The organism is Streptomyces sp. NPDC020379, from assembly GCF_044387105.1.
Taxonomy (GTDB): Bacteria; Actinomycetota; Actinomycetes; order Streptomycetales; family Streptomycetaceae; genus Streptomyces.
The window spans coordinates 1-15,987 of the sequence record NZ_JBIRVR010000034.1 but is presented as its reverse complement, the minus strand read 5'-3'; the positions used below and the strand labels follow the sequence as shown (position 1 = coordinate 15,987).

The 15,987-nt window shown below is 71.2% G+C and carries 16 protein-coding genes and 2 pseudogenes; 10 read left to right on the top strand and 8 right to left on the bottom strand.

The window, feature by feature from the left end:
- Positions 1 to 115 precede the first annotated feature (115 nt).
- A complete protein-coding gene (locus ACH427_RS30375; protein WP_398874689.1) occupies positions 116 to 775 on the top strand; it encodes a flavodoxin family protein in 660 nt (219 codons plus the stop codon).
- A 251-nt stretch (positions 776 to 1,026) separates the two neighbouring features.
- Here the strand turns inward: ACH427_RS30375 and ACH427_RS30370 are convergent, their stop codons facing one another.
- Positions 1,027 to 1,569, bottom strand: coding sequence for an FHA domain-containing protein (locus tag ACH427_RS30370; RefSeq protein ID WP_398874686.1), 543 nt, complete (start codon positions 1,567 to 1,569; stop codon positions 1,027 to 1,029).
- A gap of 156 nt (positions 1,570 to 1,725) precedes the next feature.
- On the opposite strand from ACH427_RS30370, the gene ACH427_RS30365 reads away from it, so the two are divergent.
- Positions 1,726 to 2,211 (top strand): hypothetical protein, encoded by a 486-nt coding sequence (locus ACH427_RS30365; protein WP_398874684.1) that lies wholly within the window; start codon positions 1,726 to 1,728, stop codon positions 2,209 to 2,211.
- Between the two features lie 62 nt (positions 2,212 to 2,273).
- On the top strand, positions 2,274 to 2,993 hold the full coding sequence (locus tag ACH427_RS30360; protein WP_398874682.1) for an MBL fold metallo-hydrolase: 720 nt from the start codon (positions 2,274 to 2,276) through the stop codon (positions 2,991 to 2,993).
- Between the two features lie 30 nt (positions 2,994 to 3,023).
- Here the strand turns inward: ACH427_RS30360 and murJ are convergent, their stop codons facing one another.
- The gene (gene murJ, locus ACH427_RS30355) at positions 3,024 to 4,706 is read right to left on the bottom strand and encodes a murein biosynthesis integral membrane protein MurJ (RefSeq protein ID WP_398874680.1); all 1,683 of its coding nucleotides are present in this window, start codon (positions 4,704 to 4,706) and stop codon (positions 3,024 to 3,026) included.
- Positions 4,707 to 4,810: 104 nt separating this feature from the next.
- Here murJ and ACH427_RS30350 point away from each other — a divergent pair, with 104 nt between their 5' ends.
- The 5 genes and pseudogenes from ACH427_RS30350 (at position 4,811) to ACH427_RS30330 (ending at position 8,152) form a co-directional block, all read left to right on the top strand.
- Complete coding sequence (locus ACH427_RS30350; protein WP_398874678.1) at positions 4,811 to 5,410, top strand: ArsR/SmtB family transcription factor; 600 nt, start codon at positions 4,811 to 4,813, stop codon at positions 5,408 to 5,410.
- The gene (locus tag ACH427_RS30345) at positions 5,407 to 6,708 is read left to right on the top strand and encodes an MFS transporter (RefSeq protein WP_398874674.1); all 1,302 of its coding nucleotides are present in this window, start codon (positions 5,407 to 5,409) and stop codon (positions 6,706 to 6,708) included. Before ACH427_RS30350 ends, ACH427_RS30345 begins: the two co-directional genes overlap by 4 nt.
- Before the next feature lie 348 nt (positions 6,709 to 7,056).
- Entirely contained in the window at positions 7,057 to 7,308 is a 252-nt protein-coding gene (locus tag ACH427_RS30340) for a hypothetical protein (protein ID WP_398874672.1), read from the top strand.
- Positions 7,309 to 7,344: 36 nt separating this feature from the next.
- Positions 7,345 to 7,547, top strand: a pseudogene (locus ACH427_RS30335) (PhnA domain-containing protein); the annotation flags it as partial.
- A gap of 47 nt (positions 7,548 to 7,594) precedes the next feature.
- Positions 7,595 to 8,152, top strand: coding sequence for a PH domain-containing protein (locus ACH427_RS30330; RefSeq protein ID WP_398874670.1), 558 nt, complete (start codon positions 7,595 to 7,597; stop codon positions 8,150 to 8,152).
- On the opposite strand, the gene ACH427_RS30325 is transcribed toward ACH427_RS30330, so the two are convergent.
- The 3 genes from ACH427_RS30325 to ACH427_RS30315 all read right to left on the bottom strand — a co-directional run bounded on the left by ACH427_RS30325 (position 8,091) and on the right by ACH427_RS30315 (position 11,837).
- Positions 8,091 to 9,650, bottom strand: coding sequence for an SDR family oxidoreductase (locus ACH427_RS30325; protein ID WP_398874668.1), 1,560 nt, complete (start codon positions 9,648 to 9,650; stop codon positions 8,091 to 8,093). The two genes, ACH427_RS30330 and ACH427_RS30325, sit on opposite strands and share 62 nt — an antisense overlap.
- Positions 9,651 to 9,721: 71 nt before the next feature.
- A complete protein-coding gene (locus ACH427_RS30320; RefSeq protein WP_398874666.1) occupies positions 9,722 to 11,092 on the bottom strand; it encodes a cryptochrome/photolyase family protein in 1,371 nt (456 codons plus the stop codon).
- 82 nt (positions 11,093 to 11,174) lie between these two features.
- A complete protein-coding gene (locus ACH427_RS30315; RefSeq protein WP_398874664.1) occupies positions 11,175 to 11,837 on the bottom strand; it encodes a hypothetical protein in 663 nt (220 codons plus the stop codon).
- Between the two features lie 63 nt (positions 11,838 to 11,900).
- Here ACH427_RS30315 and ACH427_RS30310 point away from each other — a divergent pair, with 63 nt between their 5' ends.
- Positions 11,901 to 12,074 carry a hypothetical protein gene (locus ACH427_RS30310; protein WP_398874661.1) on the top strand — a complete coding sequence of 58 codons (174 nt, stop codon included), beginning with the start codon at positions 11,901 to 11,903 and terminating at the stop codon, positions 12,072 to 12,074.
- A gap of 248 nt (positions 12,075 to 12,322) precedes the next feature.
- Entirely contained in the window at positions 12,323 to 13,324 is a 1,002-nt protein-coding gene (locus tag ACH427_RS30305; RefSeq protein WP_398874659.1) for an aldo/keto reductase, read from the top strand.
- A 49-nt stretch (positions 13,325 to 13,373) separates the two neighbouring features.
- On the opposite strand, the gene ACH427_RS30300 is transcribed toward ACH427_RS30305, so the two are convergent.
- From ACH427_RS30300 to ACH427_RS30290, 3 genes and pseudogenes are all read right to left on the bottom strand, one after another.
- The gene (locus ACH427_RS30300) at positions 13,374 to 14,501 is read right to left on the bottom strand and encodes an amidase domain-containing protein (protein ID WP_398874657.1); all 1,128 of its coding nucleotides are present in this window, start codon (positions 14,499 to 14,501) and stop codon (positions 13,374 to 13,376) included.
- A 139-nt stretch (positions 14,502 to 14,640) separates the two neighbouring features.
- Positions 14,641 to 15,693, bottom strand: coding sequence for a chitinase (locus ACH427_RS30295; RefSeq protein ID WP_398874655.1), 1,053 nt, complete (start codon positions 15,691 to 15,693; stop codon positions 14,641 to 14,643).
- A 199-nt stretch (positions 15,694 to 15,892) separates the two neighbouring features.
- Positions 15,893 to 15,987: pseudogene (locus ACH427_RS30290) on the bottom strand (lytic transglycosylase); the annotation flags it as partial.

Below are 15,987 nucleotides of genomic sequence, written 5' to 3'. Positions count from 1 at the left end.
GTTGACCTTGCCATTGATGCGAAGCCCTAACGTCGCCCCGTGAGCGAACATTCCGCGCACACCGCCCGCGCCGTCGCTGTGGGCGGGCCCGTACATCACCGCTGGAGTGACTCCCATGACCTCTCCTGTCGTTCCGCGTCCTGTCGTTCCGCGCGACGAGGCGGCGGCCGGCCGCTCGTTCCTCTTCGTCCTCGGCAGCTCCCGCCCCGACGGCAACACCGAGACGCTCGCTCGTGCCGCCGCCGGGCACCTGCCCGCCGATGTGCCCCAGCGGTGGCTGGACCTGACCCGACTGCCCCTGCCCGACTTCCAGGACGGGCGCCACGACACCCGTGCCTGGCCGGGCGGGGAGAACGAGGAGATAGTGCGGCGGGCCACGGAGGAGGCCACCGATATCGTCCTCGTCACGCCCCTCTACTGGTACACCGTCTACGCCCACACCAAGCGCTACCTCGACTACTGGTCGGGCTGGCTGACCGCGCCCGGCTCGGACTTCAAGGAGCGGATGGCGGGCCGGACGCTGTGGGCCGTGACGGTCATGGCGCACGACGACGAAGCCGTCGCCGACGGGCTGGTGACCACCCTCAACAACTCGGCGGCGTATGTGCGTATGCGGTTCGGAGGGGTGCTGCTCGGCAACGGCTCCCGGCCCGGCCAGGTGCGGGACGACGAACGGGCGATGACCCGTGCCAAGACCTTCTTCCAGCGCGCGGCGCCGCTCGCCCGCTTCCCCTACGAGGAAGGCAGTCGGCCGCCCGTCCCGTCGGCAGTCTGAGTACGTATCAACGGTGGAGCGGGGGAAGAGTCCGAGGTGACCTGCCCGGCCGCCGAACAGCGGGCGTCCATGCGACGCGTCGTCACGGCACTCTGCGCTCTCTCCGCCTGACCACCTGCCTCACCAAGGCGGCTGGGGCGGCCCGACGGACAGCTAGCGCAGAGCCTGAGGCCCGCCACCCGACGGCTCGCGGCCGGTCGCACTGTCGTCAGCGCCCGTGCGGCGAAACCGGCCGCGACCGTCCGGCCCGCTCACACCGACAGGCGGAAGTGGAGGTTCCCGAACGCGACGTGGTCGCCCGGGTGGACGCGTACCGTGCCGGCGATGCGCAGGCCGTTGACGTACGTGCCGTTGCGGGAGCCTTGGTCGGACAAGCGCCAGTGGCCGTCCGCATACGTCAGTTCGGCGTGCCGCCGGGAGACCGAGTCGTCGTCGAAGCGGAGGCCGGACAGCGGGGCGCGGCCGATGCTCAGCGGCTCCGCGCCGGGCTCGGGAAGCCGCAGCCCCGGCAGCCGCGCACCGTACCAGGCCCGGCGTATTCGCACGGTCAGTGTGGCCACGCGGTTCACCGTGCGCACGATGAACTCCGAGAGCCGTCCGTGCGTCCGGAGGTCCGCCATGGCGTGGTCGATGTCCGCCCGGCTGCGGGCCGTCAGAACGATGTTCATGCGGCGCATGAAGGTGTCATGGGAGAGCCTGCCGTCGACGGCTCCGTCCCTCAGCACGACCAGCGCCTGATTCTTCTCGGCCTCGGAGGGCCGGGTCACGCGCGTACGGAAGTCAGGTGTGGTCATGGAGAGGATTTTCGGCCTGCCGGGCCTTCCTTGTCCATGTCCCGCGGCGCCGCGGCGTGAGGAGCCACCCCTGCTGAGTGATGCCCCGGACGTCCGCACACAATGGGCGGTTGAGGCACTGGCGTCCGAATGCGGCGCCGCAAACGGGGGTTCGGCATGCAGAGTACGGACAACGGGACCGCTCTCGTCCCAGCGGCGCTGGTCGTCGGGCTCGTGATACGGCAACAGCTGCGCACCCGCCCGGTGCGGCGCTACGGCTCGCTGATCACGCCGGCGGTCTTCGGTGTGCTGGGCGTCGCGGGGATCGCCTTCGGCATCGCCTCGGTCGTCAAGGACCGGCCGCTGACCACGCTCCCCGTCGTCCTCCTGGTGGCGAGCCTGGCCGTCGCGGCGGGCATGGGCGCGGCCAGGTCGCGGACCGTACGGGTCTGGCGCGGCCCCCAGGGCGAGGTGCTGCGCAAGGGTACGGCGGCCACCACCGCGCTGTGGCTGGCCTCGGTGTGCGCGCACTTCGCGCTGGGCCTGTGGATCGATCGCGCGGCCGGGACCGGGGTGCTGGGGGCCGCGTCGTTGTACGCGTACCTGGCGATCGGGGCCGGCACGCAGAACCTCCTGGTGCGGGGCCGGGCCGCCGCGCTGTGAGCGTAATCCGCCCGCAGCGCAAACCGGCGACCGCTGCGACGGCCACCGTTTAGCGTCGCGGTATGGAACCTGTTCAGATCACCTCTGCTGTCTGGCAGTTGCCCTTCCCCGTCGGGCACGTTCACGTCGTCCGGCTGGCGGACGGATACGCCCTGATCGACACCGGTGTGCCGGGGTCCGCACCGGCGATCCTGGACGCCCTGGGACGGCTCGGCTGCCGCCCTCAGGACGTACGGCAGATCGTCCTGACCCACTTCCACCTCGACCACATCGGCTCCGCCGCGGATCTCGTCGCGGCCACCGGTGCCCGCGTCCTGGCCGGTGCGGGGGACGCCCCGTTCATCAGCGGCGCCACACCCGGCCCCGAGCCGGTGTTCACCGCCGCGGAACGCGGCCTTCATGAGCGGGTGACAGCCGGCCTCGCCGACGCGGGCCTGCCTCCGCTGGAGCACGTACCGGTGGATGTCGAACTGCACGACGGCGACACCCTCGACGGCTGGGCCGAACCCGTCCGCGTCCTGCACGCGCCCGGCCACACGCCGGGGGCCATAGCGCTCCATCTCACGTCCAGCGGCGTGCTGTTCCCCGGCGACACCATCGCCACCGTCGAGGGCCGGGCGGTCCTCGGCCCGTTCAACGTGGACAGGGCGGAGGCCGTCGCCGCCTTCCGGCGGCTGGCCGCGCTGGACGTGGAGACGGTGTGTGTGGCCCATGGCCTCCCGCTGCTGAAGGGCGGAGGCGCGGCGCTCCGGGCGGCTGTTCCGGAGAACGACTGGGTGTGAGTCGCCCCCGGCCGGCCGAATCCGAAGAGGTCACCTCATACCCGGCAGGCGGCGCAGTTCGCCGACCTTCAGGGCGCGGGCGAGCAGCAGGAACAGCAGCGCCATCGTGAGGCCGCCCGTGACCACGGATGTGGCCGGAGCCCAAGTCGCCGAGGTCAGGTTCATGGAACACAGGCGGGCGACGGACCAGCCGAGCACACCGGCCGACACGGCGGAGGCCGTCAGTTTGCCGTAAGTGCGGCACAGGCGCTTGCCGTCCAGTCGGCCTTCGAGTCGGCGCCGCAGCTTCAGGGCGGTGATGAGCAGGCCGACGGCATAGGAGACGGCATACGCCGCGGCCATCCCTGTCACCGCCCAGCGCGCGGGGAGCAGCAGGTGGCACCCAGTGGCGAGGGCGACGTTGACGGCGCCGATCCACACGGCCGTCAGGAAGGGCGTACGGGTGTCGTCGAAGGCATAGAAGCCGCGCAGGAGAAGGTACTGCGCCGAGAAGGGGATCAGGCCGAGCCCGAACGCCTGGAGCATGTGGCCCAGCGGCCGGGTGGACCCGGGGTCGGCGGCGCCGTGGGCGAACAGCAACTGTGCGGTCTGCGGCCCGAAGGCGAGGAAGAAGAAAGCGGCGGGGACGATGACGACGCCGCTGATCCGCAGTGCGCGCGAAAGGTCGCCGCGTACGTCGTCCAGGCGCTGCTCGGCGACGGCCCGGCTCATCCTGGGCAGCAGGGCTGTGACCAGCGAGACCGTGACCACCGCTTGGGGCAGCATCCAGATCGTCTGCGCGTTGGAGTAGGCGGTGAAGCCCACGCCGCCCTGCGGCAGGGCCTGGTCCGCGGCCGAGGCATAGCGGGTCACCACGGCGCCGGCGGCCAGGTTGGTCAGCACGAACAGCAGTGTCCAGCGGGCGGAGCCGACGCTCTTGCGCAGGCCCGTCCCCCGCCAGTCGAAGCGGGGCCGGAAGCGGAAGCCGGAGGCGCGGACGAAGGGGATCAGGGCGAGCGCCTGGACCGCCAGGGCCAGGGTGGTGCCGGCGCCCAGCAACGTCACCTGGGTCCCGCTGATGTCCTGCACGCGCCCGGGGACGGTCATGAGTCCCACATAGATCCCGAACATCGTGATCAGGACGAGGTTGTTGAGGACGGGCGTCCACATCATCGCCCCGAACCTGTTCCGGGCGTTGAGCACCTGTCCCAGGATGCTGAACAGCCCGTAGAAGAAGATCTGCGGCAGCAGGAAGCGGGCGAACGTCACGGTCAGCTCGAACGCCGCGTGACTGTCCGGTGTATCGCTCTGATAGAGGCTGACGATCTGCGGGGCGGCCCATACGGCCAAGGCTGTGCCGAGGCCCAGCACACAGAGGACGAGGGTGACCAGCCGCTGCTCGAAGGCGAGCCCGCCGTCGGGGTGTTCCGCCCTGGCCCGGGTCAGCTGCGGCACGAGCACGGAGTTCAGGGCTCCGCCGATGAACAGGAAGTACAGGCTGGTGGGTACGGTGTTGGCCTGGTTGTAGGTGGTAGCGAGCAGGCCGGTGCCCAGCGCGGCCGTCTGGAGCACCTGTCTGATCAGTCCCGTCGCCCGGGACACCACGGTCCCCCCTGCCATCAGCATGGAGGAGCGCGTCAAGCCACCCGCGCCCGGCTTCGGGGCGGCGTGCCGCCCGCGCTTCCGCTGCCGCCGAGGCCGGGATATGGCCGCGGTCTTCATACCTTCCGTCATCCGGCCAATCTACGGGGCGAAGATCGCTCACAGGGCCGGGCCGCCAGGGAACCTCCTTGCGGAGAACTCTATGCAGAGGATCCTCTGCAACATACCGTGTCACCATGCCCGACGAACCTGAGAGCACGTCAGCTCCCTGCCCCAGACCCACCCGCCGCATGGACGCGCGCAGCCTGCGGGGGCTGGCTCATCCGTTGCGGATGCGTATCTTCGAACTGCTGCGTCTGGACGGACCCGCCACCGCCACCGGACTCAGTGAGCGACTCGGGGAGAACACCGGCACCGTCAGCTGGCATCTGCGGCACCTCGCCGGGCACGGCTTCATCGAGGAGGAGACCGGGCGGGGCACCAAGCGCGAGCGCTGGTGGCGAACGGCCGGAGTGGCGAACGAGCTCAACACCACCGACTTCCGCGACGATCCCGGCACTCGCGGCGCCCTCTCGGTCTATCTGCACGAACTCGTGCAGCAGTACGCCGGGCGCGTCACGAATTACCTCAGCGAGGAATGGGACGACAGCTGGCGCGGCGCGGGGACCATCGCGGACTGGTCGGAGTTGCGAATGACACCGGATCAACTGGCGGCACTGAACGCCGAGTTGGCCGCCGTGATCGACCGGCATACCCGGGTCGCACCGGATCCGGACGCGCTGCCCGTCGTCGTGCAACTACAGTCCTTTCCCCGCAGGAGACGTGGCACCTCATGAGCCGGGGCATACGGGGCGGCCTGCTGGGCCGCCATCGCGACTTCCGGCTGTTGTGGTGCGGGGAGACCGCCGGGAAGTTCGGTGCGTCCGTCACAGGGGTGGCGATGCCACTGGTCGCCGTATCCACCCTGCGTGCGGGCACGTTCGAGGTTTCCCTGCTGACGGCGGCTTCCTGGCTCCCCTGGCTGGTCATCGGCCTGCCGGTCGGTGTCTGGGTGGACCGGATGCGGCGCAGGCCGATCATGCTGGCCGCCGCGGCGGTCTCCCTCGTACTGTTCGCCGCCGTCCCGGTCGCCGCCCGGGCCGGTCTGCTGAGCATCGGCCTGCTGCTGGCCGTCGCGCTGCTGACGGGTACGGCCGCGGTGTTCTTCCAGACCGCCTACAGCGCTTACCTCCCCAGCATCCTGGAACCGGAGGATCAGCCCGAGGGCAACGCCAAACTGCACGGCAGCGCGTCCGCCGCGCAGATCGCCGGGCTCGGATCCGGGGGCCTGATCGCGCAGGCGGCGGGGGCGGTGAACGGGATGTTCGCGAACGCTGCCACGTTTCTCGTGTCGTTCCTGTGCCTGTCGAGAATCCGGCACCGCGAGCCACGCGGCACGCGGGCCGCGCGTCGCCCGGGCGGTCTGATCGGCGAGGTGGGTCAGGGGCTGCGGCTGGTCGCGGGTGACCCCTGGCTCCGCACGCTGACGCTCTTCGGCGCGGCCTCCAACCTGGCCCTCATGGGATACCAGTCGATCCTGGTCGTCTTCCTCGTACGGAGCGTCGGACTGGAACCGGGGGTGGTCGGCGCGCTCATCGCGGCCGCCGGGACGGGAGGCGTCGTCGGCGCCTTCGCCGCGCGCCGGGTCGCCGGACGGGTCGGCACGGCCCGCGCGACGCTGCTCTTCGAGCTGGGACTGCCGACGTTCGCCCTGCTCATCCCGCTGGCCACCAGCGGAGCGGGAGTCTGGTTGTACGTGGCGGGCGGCTTCTGCGTCTCGGCCGGTGTCGTGGCCGGAAACGTCGTCAAGGCGAGCTTCCAGCAGCGCTACTGCCCGCCCCGGCTCCTCGGCCGCCTCACCGCGACCAGCGCGTTCCTCAATTACGGAACGATCCCTCTCGGAGCGCTGCTCGGCGGCACGCTCGGCACGGCGCTCGGCATCCGCGCGGCGATGTGGGTCACCACGGCGGGAGTCCCGCTCGCGGCGCTGATCCTCCTCTTCTCCCCCATCGGGCGGTGCCGGGAACTGCCGGCGTCCCGCGCCCCGCATCAGCCGGCTCCGGCGGACGGGCGGGCCCACGCGCTTCGGACGTGACCGTCGACGGACCGCCGGATCGTATGCCTGGCATGCTCATATTCCGGCTCATACATGGCCTCTGTCTGAATTTGGTGGGCCAATCGTGCGCGTCGACCTCCCGCCATCGTCCTGGGAGAACGCGATCGACGCCATCCCCTCCCTGGCGAACCCGGCCAACGGCGGCTGCCGCGCCGGACGCTGACCAACGGCCCTTCGCCCACGGGACGATGGACGAAGGGCCTTCACCCGGCCCCACGGGCACGCTGGACACTGCCACCCACAGAACCTGACCCCGCTACCGAGGCCCGGAGGCCGTCCCGTGAAAGCAGGTGGCTCTCACCCCGGCCGCACGCTACGTTCCTGCTCATGCCACTGACTCCCGACGATGAGATCCGCAGCCGCGAAGAGCTCGCCGCCTTCATCCGCGGCCTCCATGAGGACTACCTGCGACGTGGTCACGCCTGGGAGAACGGCACTCTCGACCGGTTCCTCCAGGCGCTCGCCGCTTGGACCAGTGATTCCAGTGGCTGGTACAGCAACTTCGGCAAGGAGCTTCCGGAAGGTGGCGACTGGACCTTCCTGGCGCGGGCCCTGCAAGCGGCCACCGTCTACGAGTGAGCGCACGTCGGGCGGCCGCGCTCGCTCACTCGCACCCTCCTGATCTGTCCCGAGTGCGGGCACGAGTGGTCGCCCGCGGCCGAGGAGGCCGGGAGTGGGGATTGAAGGTCAAGGGCGGCCCGGGCGGGATCAAGGCCGGTACCACGGTGCGCAACATCCGGCTCGTCGGCGGCGTCGACTGCAAGATCGACGGGTTCGGTGCCATGCGGCTCAAGTCCGGCGTCGTCAGGAATGCCTGAGCAATACCGGAACAAAGGCTGCTATATCCGTGGTATAGGCTCCCGCCGTGGATGTGCACGAATACCGGATCGCCGTCAGCAAGGGCCAGTGGACCGGGTGCGCCCTCATGACCCTCTGCGGGCTTCTCTGCCTGCTCCGGGTGACCTTCGGTCCCGGGTGGGCGCACTACGTGCGCCATTTCGACGGCAGCCTCCGCGAGACCAGCGTCGCCAACTACCCGAGCCCGGACCTTATGCTCGGGCTCGGGATGATGCTGCTCACACTCGCTCCCCTTTACTCCCTCGCCGTGATCTGGCGCACGTGGACCACGCCCGAGGGCATCCGCACCCGCGGTATCCTCCGTCGCCGGTCCATCCCCTGGCTGAGCATCGCCGGCATCCACATCAGGAAGCACGGCGGCGGCACCCAACGCGCCTATTACCACCTCGAGGTCCGGCTCCACAGCGGCAAGAGGCTGTGCCTGCCGGGCCTCCAGGAGTACCTCGAGAGCGAGCTCGTGGGTCCCCGCACCGAGATCGTCACCCGTTGGAAGGCCGCCCACGTCACCCCCGGCCCGGACGGCTCCTGGCCGCGCGACGGTCGCGGGGCGGTTCCTCAGCCGTAGCGCCCGCCAGGGACTCCGCCCGGTGGGCGATGTTGCGGGCCATGCCGCCGAAGACGAGGGTGTGGAAGGGGGCGATCGAGTGCCAGTAGGCGTGCCCCGCCAGGCCGTGGGGGTGGAAGAAGGCGCGCTGTTCGTAGCGGGCGCGGTGGGGGCCGTCGGGGGTGGCGGTGAGTTCCAGCCAGGCGCGGCCGGGCAGCAGCATCTCGGCCCGTAGTCTCAGCAGCCTGCCCGGGACGATGTCCTCGACGCGCCAGAAGTCGAGCGCGTCGCCGGCCCGCAGCCGCCGGGGGTCGCGGCGGCCCCGGCGGAGGCCGACGCCGCCCAGGAGGCGGTCCGCCCAGCCCCGGGCGGCCCAGGCGAGAGGGAAGGAGTACCAGCCGTTCTCCCCGCCGATGCCTTCGATCACCTCCCACAGCGTGGCCGCGTCCGCGGCGACGCGCAGGCCGCGCCGGTCCTGGTAGAGGCTGCCGCCGGACCAGTCGGGATCGGAGGGCAGCGGGTCGCTGGGCGCGCCCGGCAGGGCGGCGGACGACCACCGGGTGCTCACGTCCGCGTCCTTGATGCGCTGGAGGGCGAGGCGTACGGCCCCGTCGAAGCCGGTCAGGCCCTGGGGCGGGTCGGGGACGTACGCGGCGATGTCATGCTCGCCGCAGACCACCTCGTGGCGCAGGGATTCCACCAGCGGGCGGGCGATGGTGTGCGGCACGGGGGTGACCAGCCCCACCCAGTAGCTGGACAGGGCCGGGGAGAGCACGGGTACGGGGATGACGGCCCGGTGCGGCAGCCGGGCCGCGGCCGCGTACCGCTGCATCATCTGCCGGTAGGTCAGCACATCGGGCCCGCCGATACCGAAGTCGCGGTTGACGTCCGGGGGGAGGCCGGCCGCGCCGACGAGGTAGCGCAGGACGTCGCGGACCGCGATCGGCTGGATGCGGGTGTGCACCCAGCGGGGCGTGACCATGACGGGCAGGCGTTCGGTGAGGTAACGCAGCATCTCGAAGGAGGCGGAGCCGGAGCCGATGATCACCGCGGCCCGCAGGTGGGCGGTCGGCACCCCACTGGCCAGCAGGATGCGGCCGACCTCGGCGCGGGAGCGCAGGTGCGGGGAGAGGTCCGCCTCGGGGACGCCCGCCGGGGCCAGGCCGCCGAGATAGACGATGCGGCGGGTGCCCGCGGCCTCGGCCGCCCGGGCGAAGGCGCGGGCGGCGCGCCGGTCGGTCTCCTCGAAGTCCCGGCCGGTGCCGAGCGCGTGGACGAGGTAGTAGGCGACCTCCACCTCCTCGAAGGCTTTCGGCAGGGTGCCGGGGCGGGTCACGTCCGCCTGGACCACCTCCACGTCGGCCGCCCAGGGCTGATCGCGCACCCGCCCCGGGTCGCGGACCAGGCATCGCACACGGTGGCCGGCGCGCAGCAGTTCGGGCACGAGCCGCCCGCCGATGTATCCGGTCACTCCGGTGACCAGGCACAGCTGTCCGGGTCGCGGTGGTGGTGCGGGCATGGGCGCGGTGCCTTTCCGTCGGGTGCCTCAACCTTCGCACCGGTCGCCGGGTGCCGCACGGAGAGACCGCCTCACCGCCCGCGGGCCCGCTGGAAGCGGGCCAGGCCGTCGGCGAGGCCGACGAGCGGCTCAGGGTAGTCGTACCGGGCCCGTTCCGCCGCCGACAGCTTCCACGGTTCGTGCACGGCGGACCCGTCGATCCCGGCGAGTTCGGGCACCCAGCGGCGTACGTACGCGCCGTCCGGGTCGAAGCGTCTGCCCTGGACGACGGGGTTGAGGACCCGGTTGGGGCGGGTGTCGGTGCCGGTGCCCGCCACCCATTGCCAGTTGAGCTGGTTGTCGGCCACGTCGCCGTCGACCAGCCAGGTCAGGAAGTGGCGGGCGCCGACACGCCAGTCGACGTACAGCGTCTTGGTGAGGAAGCTCGCGGTCAGCAGGCGGCCGCGGTTGTGCATCCAGCCCTCGTGGCGCAGCTGGCGCATCGCCGCGTCGACGACGGGGTAGCCGGTGCGCCCCTCCTGCCACGCCGTGATCTCCTCCCGCGCGGAGCTCGCGGTGCGCCAGTGGTCGTGCCGGGTGCGGTAGTCGGCCGTGGCCGCGTCGGGGCGGGCCGCGAGGACCTGGTGGTGGAAGTCGCGCCAGCACAGCTGCCGGACGAAGGCCGCGGCGCCGGGCCCGTCCGACGCCCGTGCGCTGTGGGCGAGTTCGACGGGCGAGAGCGTGCCGAAGTGCAGGTGCGGGGAGAGCCGGGAGGTGGCGTCGCCCGGCAGGTCGTCGTGGCGGTCCTCGTAGGCGGCGAGCCCGCGGCGCTTCCAGGCCGTCCAGCGTCTTCGGCCCTCGCTCTCGCCGCCGGTCGCGAGGCCCGGTGACACGCCGCCGATGTGCTCGCGCGCGGGGAGCGGTTCGGAGCCGATGCCGTCCGGGACGCGTACGGCGCGTGGGGCGCGCATGACGTCGCGCGGCCGCTCCTGCGACCAGCGGCGGAAGTACGGGGTGAACACCGCGTAGTGGTCCGAGCCCGCCGGTGTCACGGCGCCGGGCGGCAGCGCGGTGCTCACGGCGTCGTGGACGCGCAGGTGGCGGCCGTCCGCCCGGAGCGCAGCGCGCAGGCGCCGCTCGCGGCGCTGGGCGAAACCGCTGACGCCGGCCGCCATGTGCACTTCCCGGGCGCCGGCCTCGGCGGCGACCGCGCGCACCTGGCCGGCCACGTCGCCCGAGCGCACCACCAGGCGGCCACCCCGCGCGCGCAGCCCCGCGTCGAGATCGGCCAGGCAATCGGCCAGGAAGGCGAGCCGGTTGGGCGCGGCGAATCCGGTGGCGGCGAGGGCGTCGTCGCGGACGAACAGCGGCACGACCTCGTCCGCGCCCGCCAGGGCCGCGCGCAGGGGCGGGTGATCGTGCAGCCGGAGGTCCGAGGTGAACAGGACGACGGAAACCGTCATGGCAGCGGCTCCTCCATGGAACGGGGTACGGCCACCGTACGGTCCGCTGCCGGGCTGTGCGGGACCGGCGCGTCCGGTCGGCTCAGGTCACCGAGGCGCTCGCCAGCACCGCGTCGATCTCCTGACGTGCGGCCGGGTCGGCCGACTGGGTGATGCCGAGGAGGAAGGCCCCGCGCCCTTCGTGTGCCGCGATGACGGTCATGCGGAGGTGGACGGTGGCGCCTTTGCCGTCGTTCACCCTCAGGGCCACCGTGTGCGCGGGGCGGCCGCTCACGGTCGTCGGCCTGGTCTCCTCGAGGGTGGAGCCGCCGTCCGGGTAGAAGAACTCGGCGTTCGACCGGGCCGCTCGCTCCGCCGTCCGCTTCAGGCCCTGCTCCGGGACGTCCCCGGCCTTGCCGGCGAGCACGACGCCGCCCGTGCCCTCGGCGCGCTTCGTCCCGATCGACGAGGTGAAGGCATCGATCAGGCGCTTCCGGCTGGTCTCCCAGCCCTCGGGTATCGCGTACGAGATCCCCGCCGCGCCGTCCGTCACCCGGGGCCGCCCGGCGAACGGGGAACCGTCCTCGCCGCGGGTCAGCCACCACGCGGCCGCGCTGCCGCCCGCCAGGAGGAGGACCAGCGCCGCGACGACGGCGGCCACGACGATCCTGCGGTCGCGCGCCCGCACGGGAGGGTGCGGCGGGTACGGCGGGAAGGGGACGGGGGCGGGCGGCTGCGGCGGGCCGGCGGGGGCGGATGTGATCATGAACCCAGCATCCCCGCGCGGCCCGGCTGCGCCCTGAGCGTTCGTACTCAGCGCCCTACTCAGATGCGCCCGGTTCCCCCGGGCGGAACACGAGAGGCACCGTCCCGGCGGAGCCTGCTGGAGATCCGCGCCGGACGCCTCGCCCCGCTCGGGTACGAAGGCGTCGTCCGGCACCACCCCGACGGCCGGATGGCCGAGCTCAAGGTCCCCGGCTTCCTTGCGCCGACGGATCGCTGAGGGCCTCTCAAGGGCGCTCCTCCAGGATTCCGGGCCAGGCGCGGCCACCTGGCGAACGGCTCGGGGCCGAGGTCGGCCGGGGCGGAGTCCCACGACCGCCATGGTCCGGGCGGTTGTGCGACGCTCAGCCGGCTCCGGACCCGGAAGGGGCGGGCAGCGACGCCCCGGAAGCGAGATCGAGAGGTCGCGGCGGGCCGGGAAAAGGGGCAGGCTTCCCGGGAGCCACGAGCCGAGGGGGAGAACAGCGGATGAGGCGTCGCGTGCTGGGGAGGCAGGGCCCGGAGGTATCGGCCATCGGTCTCGGCTGCATGGGGATGTCGGTCGCCTACGGCGTTCCGGACGACGCCGAGTCGCTGCGCACGCTCGACCTCGCCGCCGAGTCGGGGGTCACCCTGCTGGACACCGCGGACGCCTACGGGCGCGGTGCGAACGAGGAGTTGCTGGGGCGCTGGCTCCGCGAGCGGCCCGGCGGCCGCGAGAAGGTGGTGCTGGCGACGAAGTTCGGCCTGCGGCACGACGCGGCGACAGGGCGGGTGGACGACGTCGACACCTCGGCGGCGTACGTCGGGCCCGCGTGTCACGCCTCGCTCCGCCGTCTCGGCACCGATCACATCGATCTCTACTACGCGCACCGCCGTGATCCCGAGGTCCCCGTGGAGGAGACCGTCGGTGCGATGGCCGCGCTGGTCGAGGCGGGTGACGTGCGCTTCCTCGGGCTCAGCGAGGTCAGCCCGCGGACGCTTCGCCGCGCGCACGCCGTACATCCCATCAGCGCGGTGCAGTTGGAGTACTCGCTCTTCACGCGCGATGTCGTGGAGGGGGAAATGCTGGCAGTGTGCCGGGAGCTGGGAATCGGCGTCGTGGCGTATTCACCGCTGGGGCGCGCCATGCTGACCGGATCCGTCACCTCGCGCGACGATCTCGCCGAGGGGGACAACCGAAGGCGCTGGCCACGTTTCGCGGAGAAGAATCTCGCCGGCAATCTCGCGCTCGTGGACGCCGTGCGCGGTGTCGCGGCACAGCTGGAATGCTCCCCCGCGCAGGCCGCGCTGGCATGGCTTCTGGCGCAGGGCGACGACATCGTCCCGATCCCCGGCACCAAGAAGCGCCGCTATCTCGCCGAGAATTCCGCGGCGGCCGAGATCTCCCTGACCGCCGAGCAGACCGAACTGCTGCGGCGAGCGGTGCCGGACGGCTCCGTGTCGGGAACGCGCTATCCCGAGCAGGCGCTCTCGCGGCTGGGACACTGAGATCCGCCGCGCGATGGGCCCCGGTCCGTGGCCGGGGCCCATCGGTTCCTCAGGTGCGGTAGGCGTAGTAGACCGCGTCCGGGTTGGAGGCGATGATGCTCGCCACCGACTTTCGGTAGGTATTCGTGGAGTGGTACGTCAGATACGGGACGCCCATCCGGCTCCGGTAAGTGACGATCATCGAGTGGTCCTTGGACCCGTCGCCGTCGAAGTCCATCTGCAGGATGTCGCCGACATCCATCTGATAGACGTTGGCGAGGTTGGACGCCCGCTTGGACGACAGCGTGAACCACGCCCACTCGTTGGCACCCACCCAGGAATCCGTCTGCCCGGACGGCCCGTACGACCAGTTGTGGTAGTCGGAATACGAACCGGGCACGTTCTTCCAGCCGCCGGCCTTGAGGGACTGGCTGATGAAGTTGGTGCAGTCGCCGCCGGCGTCGTTGAACTGCCGGTAGTCCGGGTTGTAGTTCCGCCAGTACTTCTCCGCGTAGGCCGCCATGGCCGCGTAGTTGTAACCGGTGCCGGTCATCTTCTTCGGCTTCGACGGGGCGGGCCACGAGATGTCGGCGGGGGTCCCGGTGGGGGCGACCCCGGTGTCCGCGGCGACCGCGGTGCGGGGCTCGTTGATCGCCCGGGGGCCCCCGTCCGTGGGCCTGATGGCCGTCAGCTCCCACTTCCCCTTCTTGTTGCCGGAGAAGCTGAGCTCGTGGTGGGCCTTGAAGCCCGTCGTCGTGGGCTCGTCACCACGGACCTTCTTGTACGTCAGCGTCGTGGTCTCGGTGACCTCGACGGTGGCGCGCCCGTTCTTGACCTGGGTCCTGTCCACGGACACCTGGGTGTCGGAACCGGTGTACGCCTCACCCAGGGAGGCGAGCTTCGCCTTGCGGGTGCGCAGTGAGGACAGCGCGCTGTCCTCACTGCGGGCCAGACCGGACGAGACGCTCACATTGCCGTCGCGGAGCGACGGGGCCGCTATTCGCCGCGTGGAGCGGTTGTCCAGAAGCGCGGCCGTACGCTCTTCCAGTACGGCGTCGGCGACGCGGCCGAAGGACTTGACGGTCTTGCTGTCCGCGGACTTCGCCTCGCTCGCGTCCGCGCCCGAGGGCAGGAGCACCGTCGTGACGGTCGCTGCCAATACCGCGCCGACGGCGATTCTCAGCGTGTTTGCTTTCACGTGTTTCCCCTTTGACCCCGGTCCGGGCGGACCAGGGAAAGGGGATCTTCGCACAGATTTACGCGACCGTGGACATGCGCTCGGATCACGGATCGGACACCTGATCCACCGGCCCGTACGGCACCCGCCGTGACCCGCTTCAGCGGCCTTGCAGCGCCTTCACGTTGTCACCGAACGACCACCCTCGCGAGCCGTCCCAATTGAGGGACCAGGTCATCGCGCCTTTCAATGCGCCGCCGTAATTGGTCCAGACCTGCGAGACCTGATCCGGGGACATATAGCCGCCGCCCGCGCCGGGTTGAGCGGGCAATCCGGGGACCTGCTTGTCATAAGGCACCTTGATGGTGGTGCCCTGCACGACAAGCCCCTTGTCCAGGCAGTCCGTCTGCGCGGTGAATCCCTCGACGGTCCCGGCGGAGTACGAATCTCCGGAGCAGCCGTACATGTTGCCGTTGTAGTACTGCATGTTCAGCCACCAGAGTCGGCCGTTGTCAACGTATTTCTTCACGATCGGCAGGTATGCGCCCCATATCGAGCCGTATGTCACGCTGCCTCCGGTGACATAGGCGGTCTCGGGCGCCATCGTCAGGCCGAAGCCGGCGGGCATCCGGTCGAGAATGCCGTCGATGATGCGCATGAGATTGGTCTGGGACGCCGACGGGCTGGTGATGTCGCCACTGCCCGTCAGGCCGGTCTCGATGTCGATGTCGATGCCGTCGAAGTTGTACGCCTTCAGGATCGGCACCACCGTCTCGACGAACCGGTCGGCGACCGCGCTGGAACCGAGGTCGATTCCGGCGGCCGCGCCGCCGATGGACATCAGGATCGTGGCACCGGCCGCCTTCGCCTGACACATCTCGGCGGGGGTCGCGACTTTCACGGTCGCGTCCATTCCGTCCTCCCACACGGCGGTGCCGTCGGAACGGATGACAGGGAACGCGGTGTTGAGGACGTTGTAACCGTGACCCTGAATACGGGCATCGGTGACCGGGATCCAGCCGAGGGGTGGATGGACACCGTTCACGGCGCCGTCCCAATTCTCCCAGTACCCCTGAAGAACCTTGCCCGCCGGTCTCGGCTTGACGGCGCATGTGTCGTCCCGCGGCGCGCCCACCGCCCCGGCGACGGGCACTTGCGCGACGAAGGCCAGGGCCAGGGCGGCCCCCAGCAGACACGAAAGGCGACGCCTCACGAGGGACTCCCTCCCGGGACCGGCCACGGGCGACCGCACGTCGCGCCCGCATCCCGGCTTGCCGAGAAGGTAGGGCGGGGCCGTTGAGGCGTCAATAGGTCTGGACCAACACACCGCCGCGCGAGCAGGGCCACACATCGAAGGGCGGCAGCACCAAGTGGTGCTGCCGCCCTTCGGTTCTACGCCTTGCCGCTGTGGGTCAGTATGCGGAGTTGACGTTGTCCATGGAGCCGTAGGTCTTGGCGGCGTAGTTGCAGGAGGCGACGATGTTGGCGACCGGGTCGTAGATGTCCC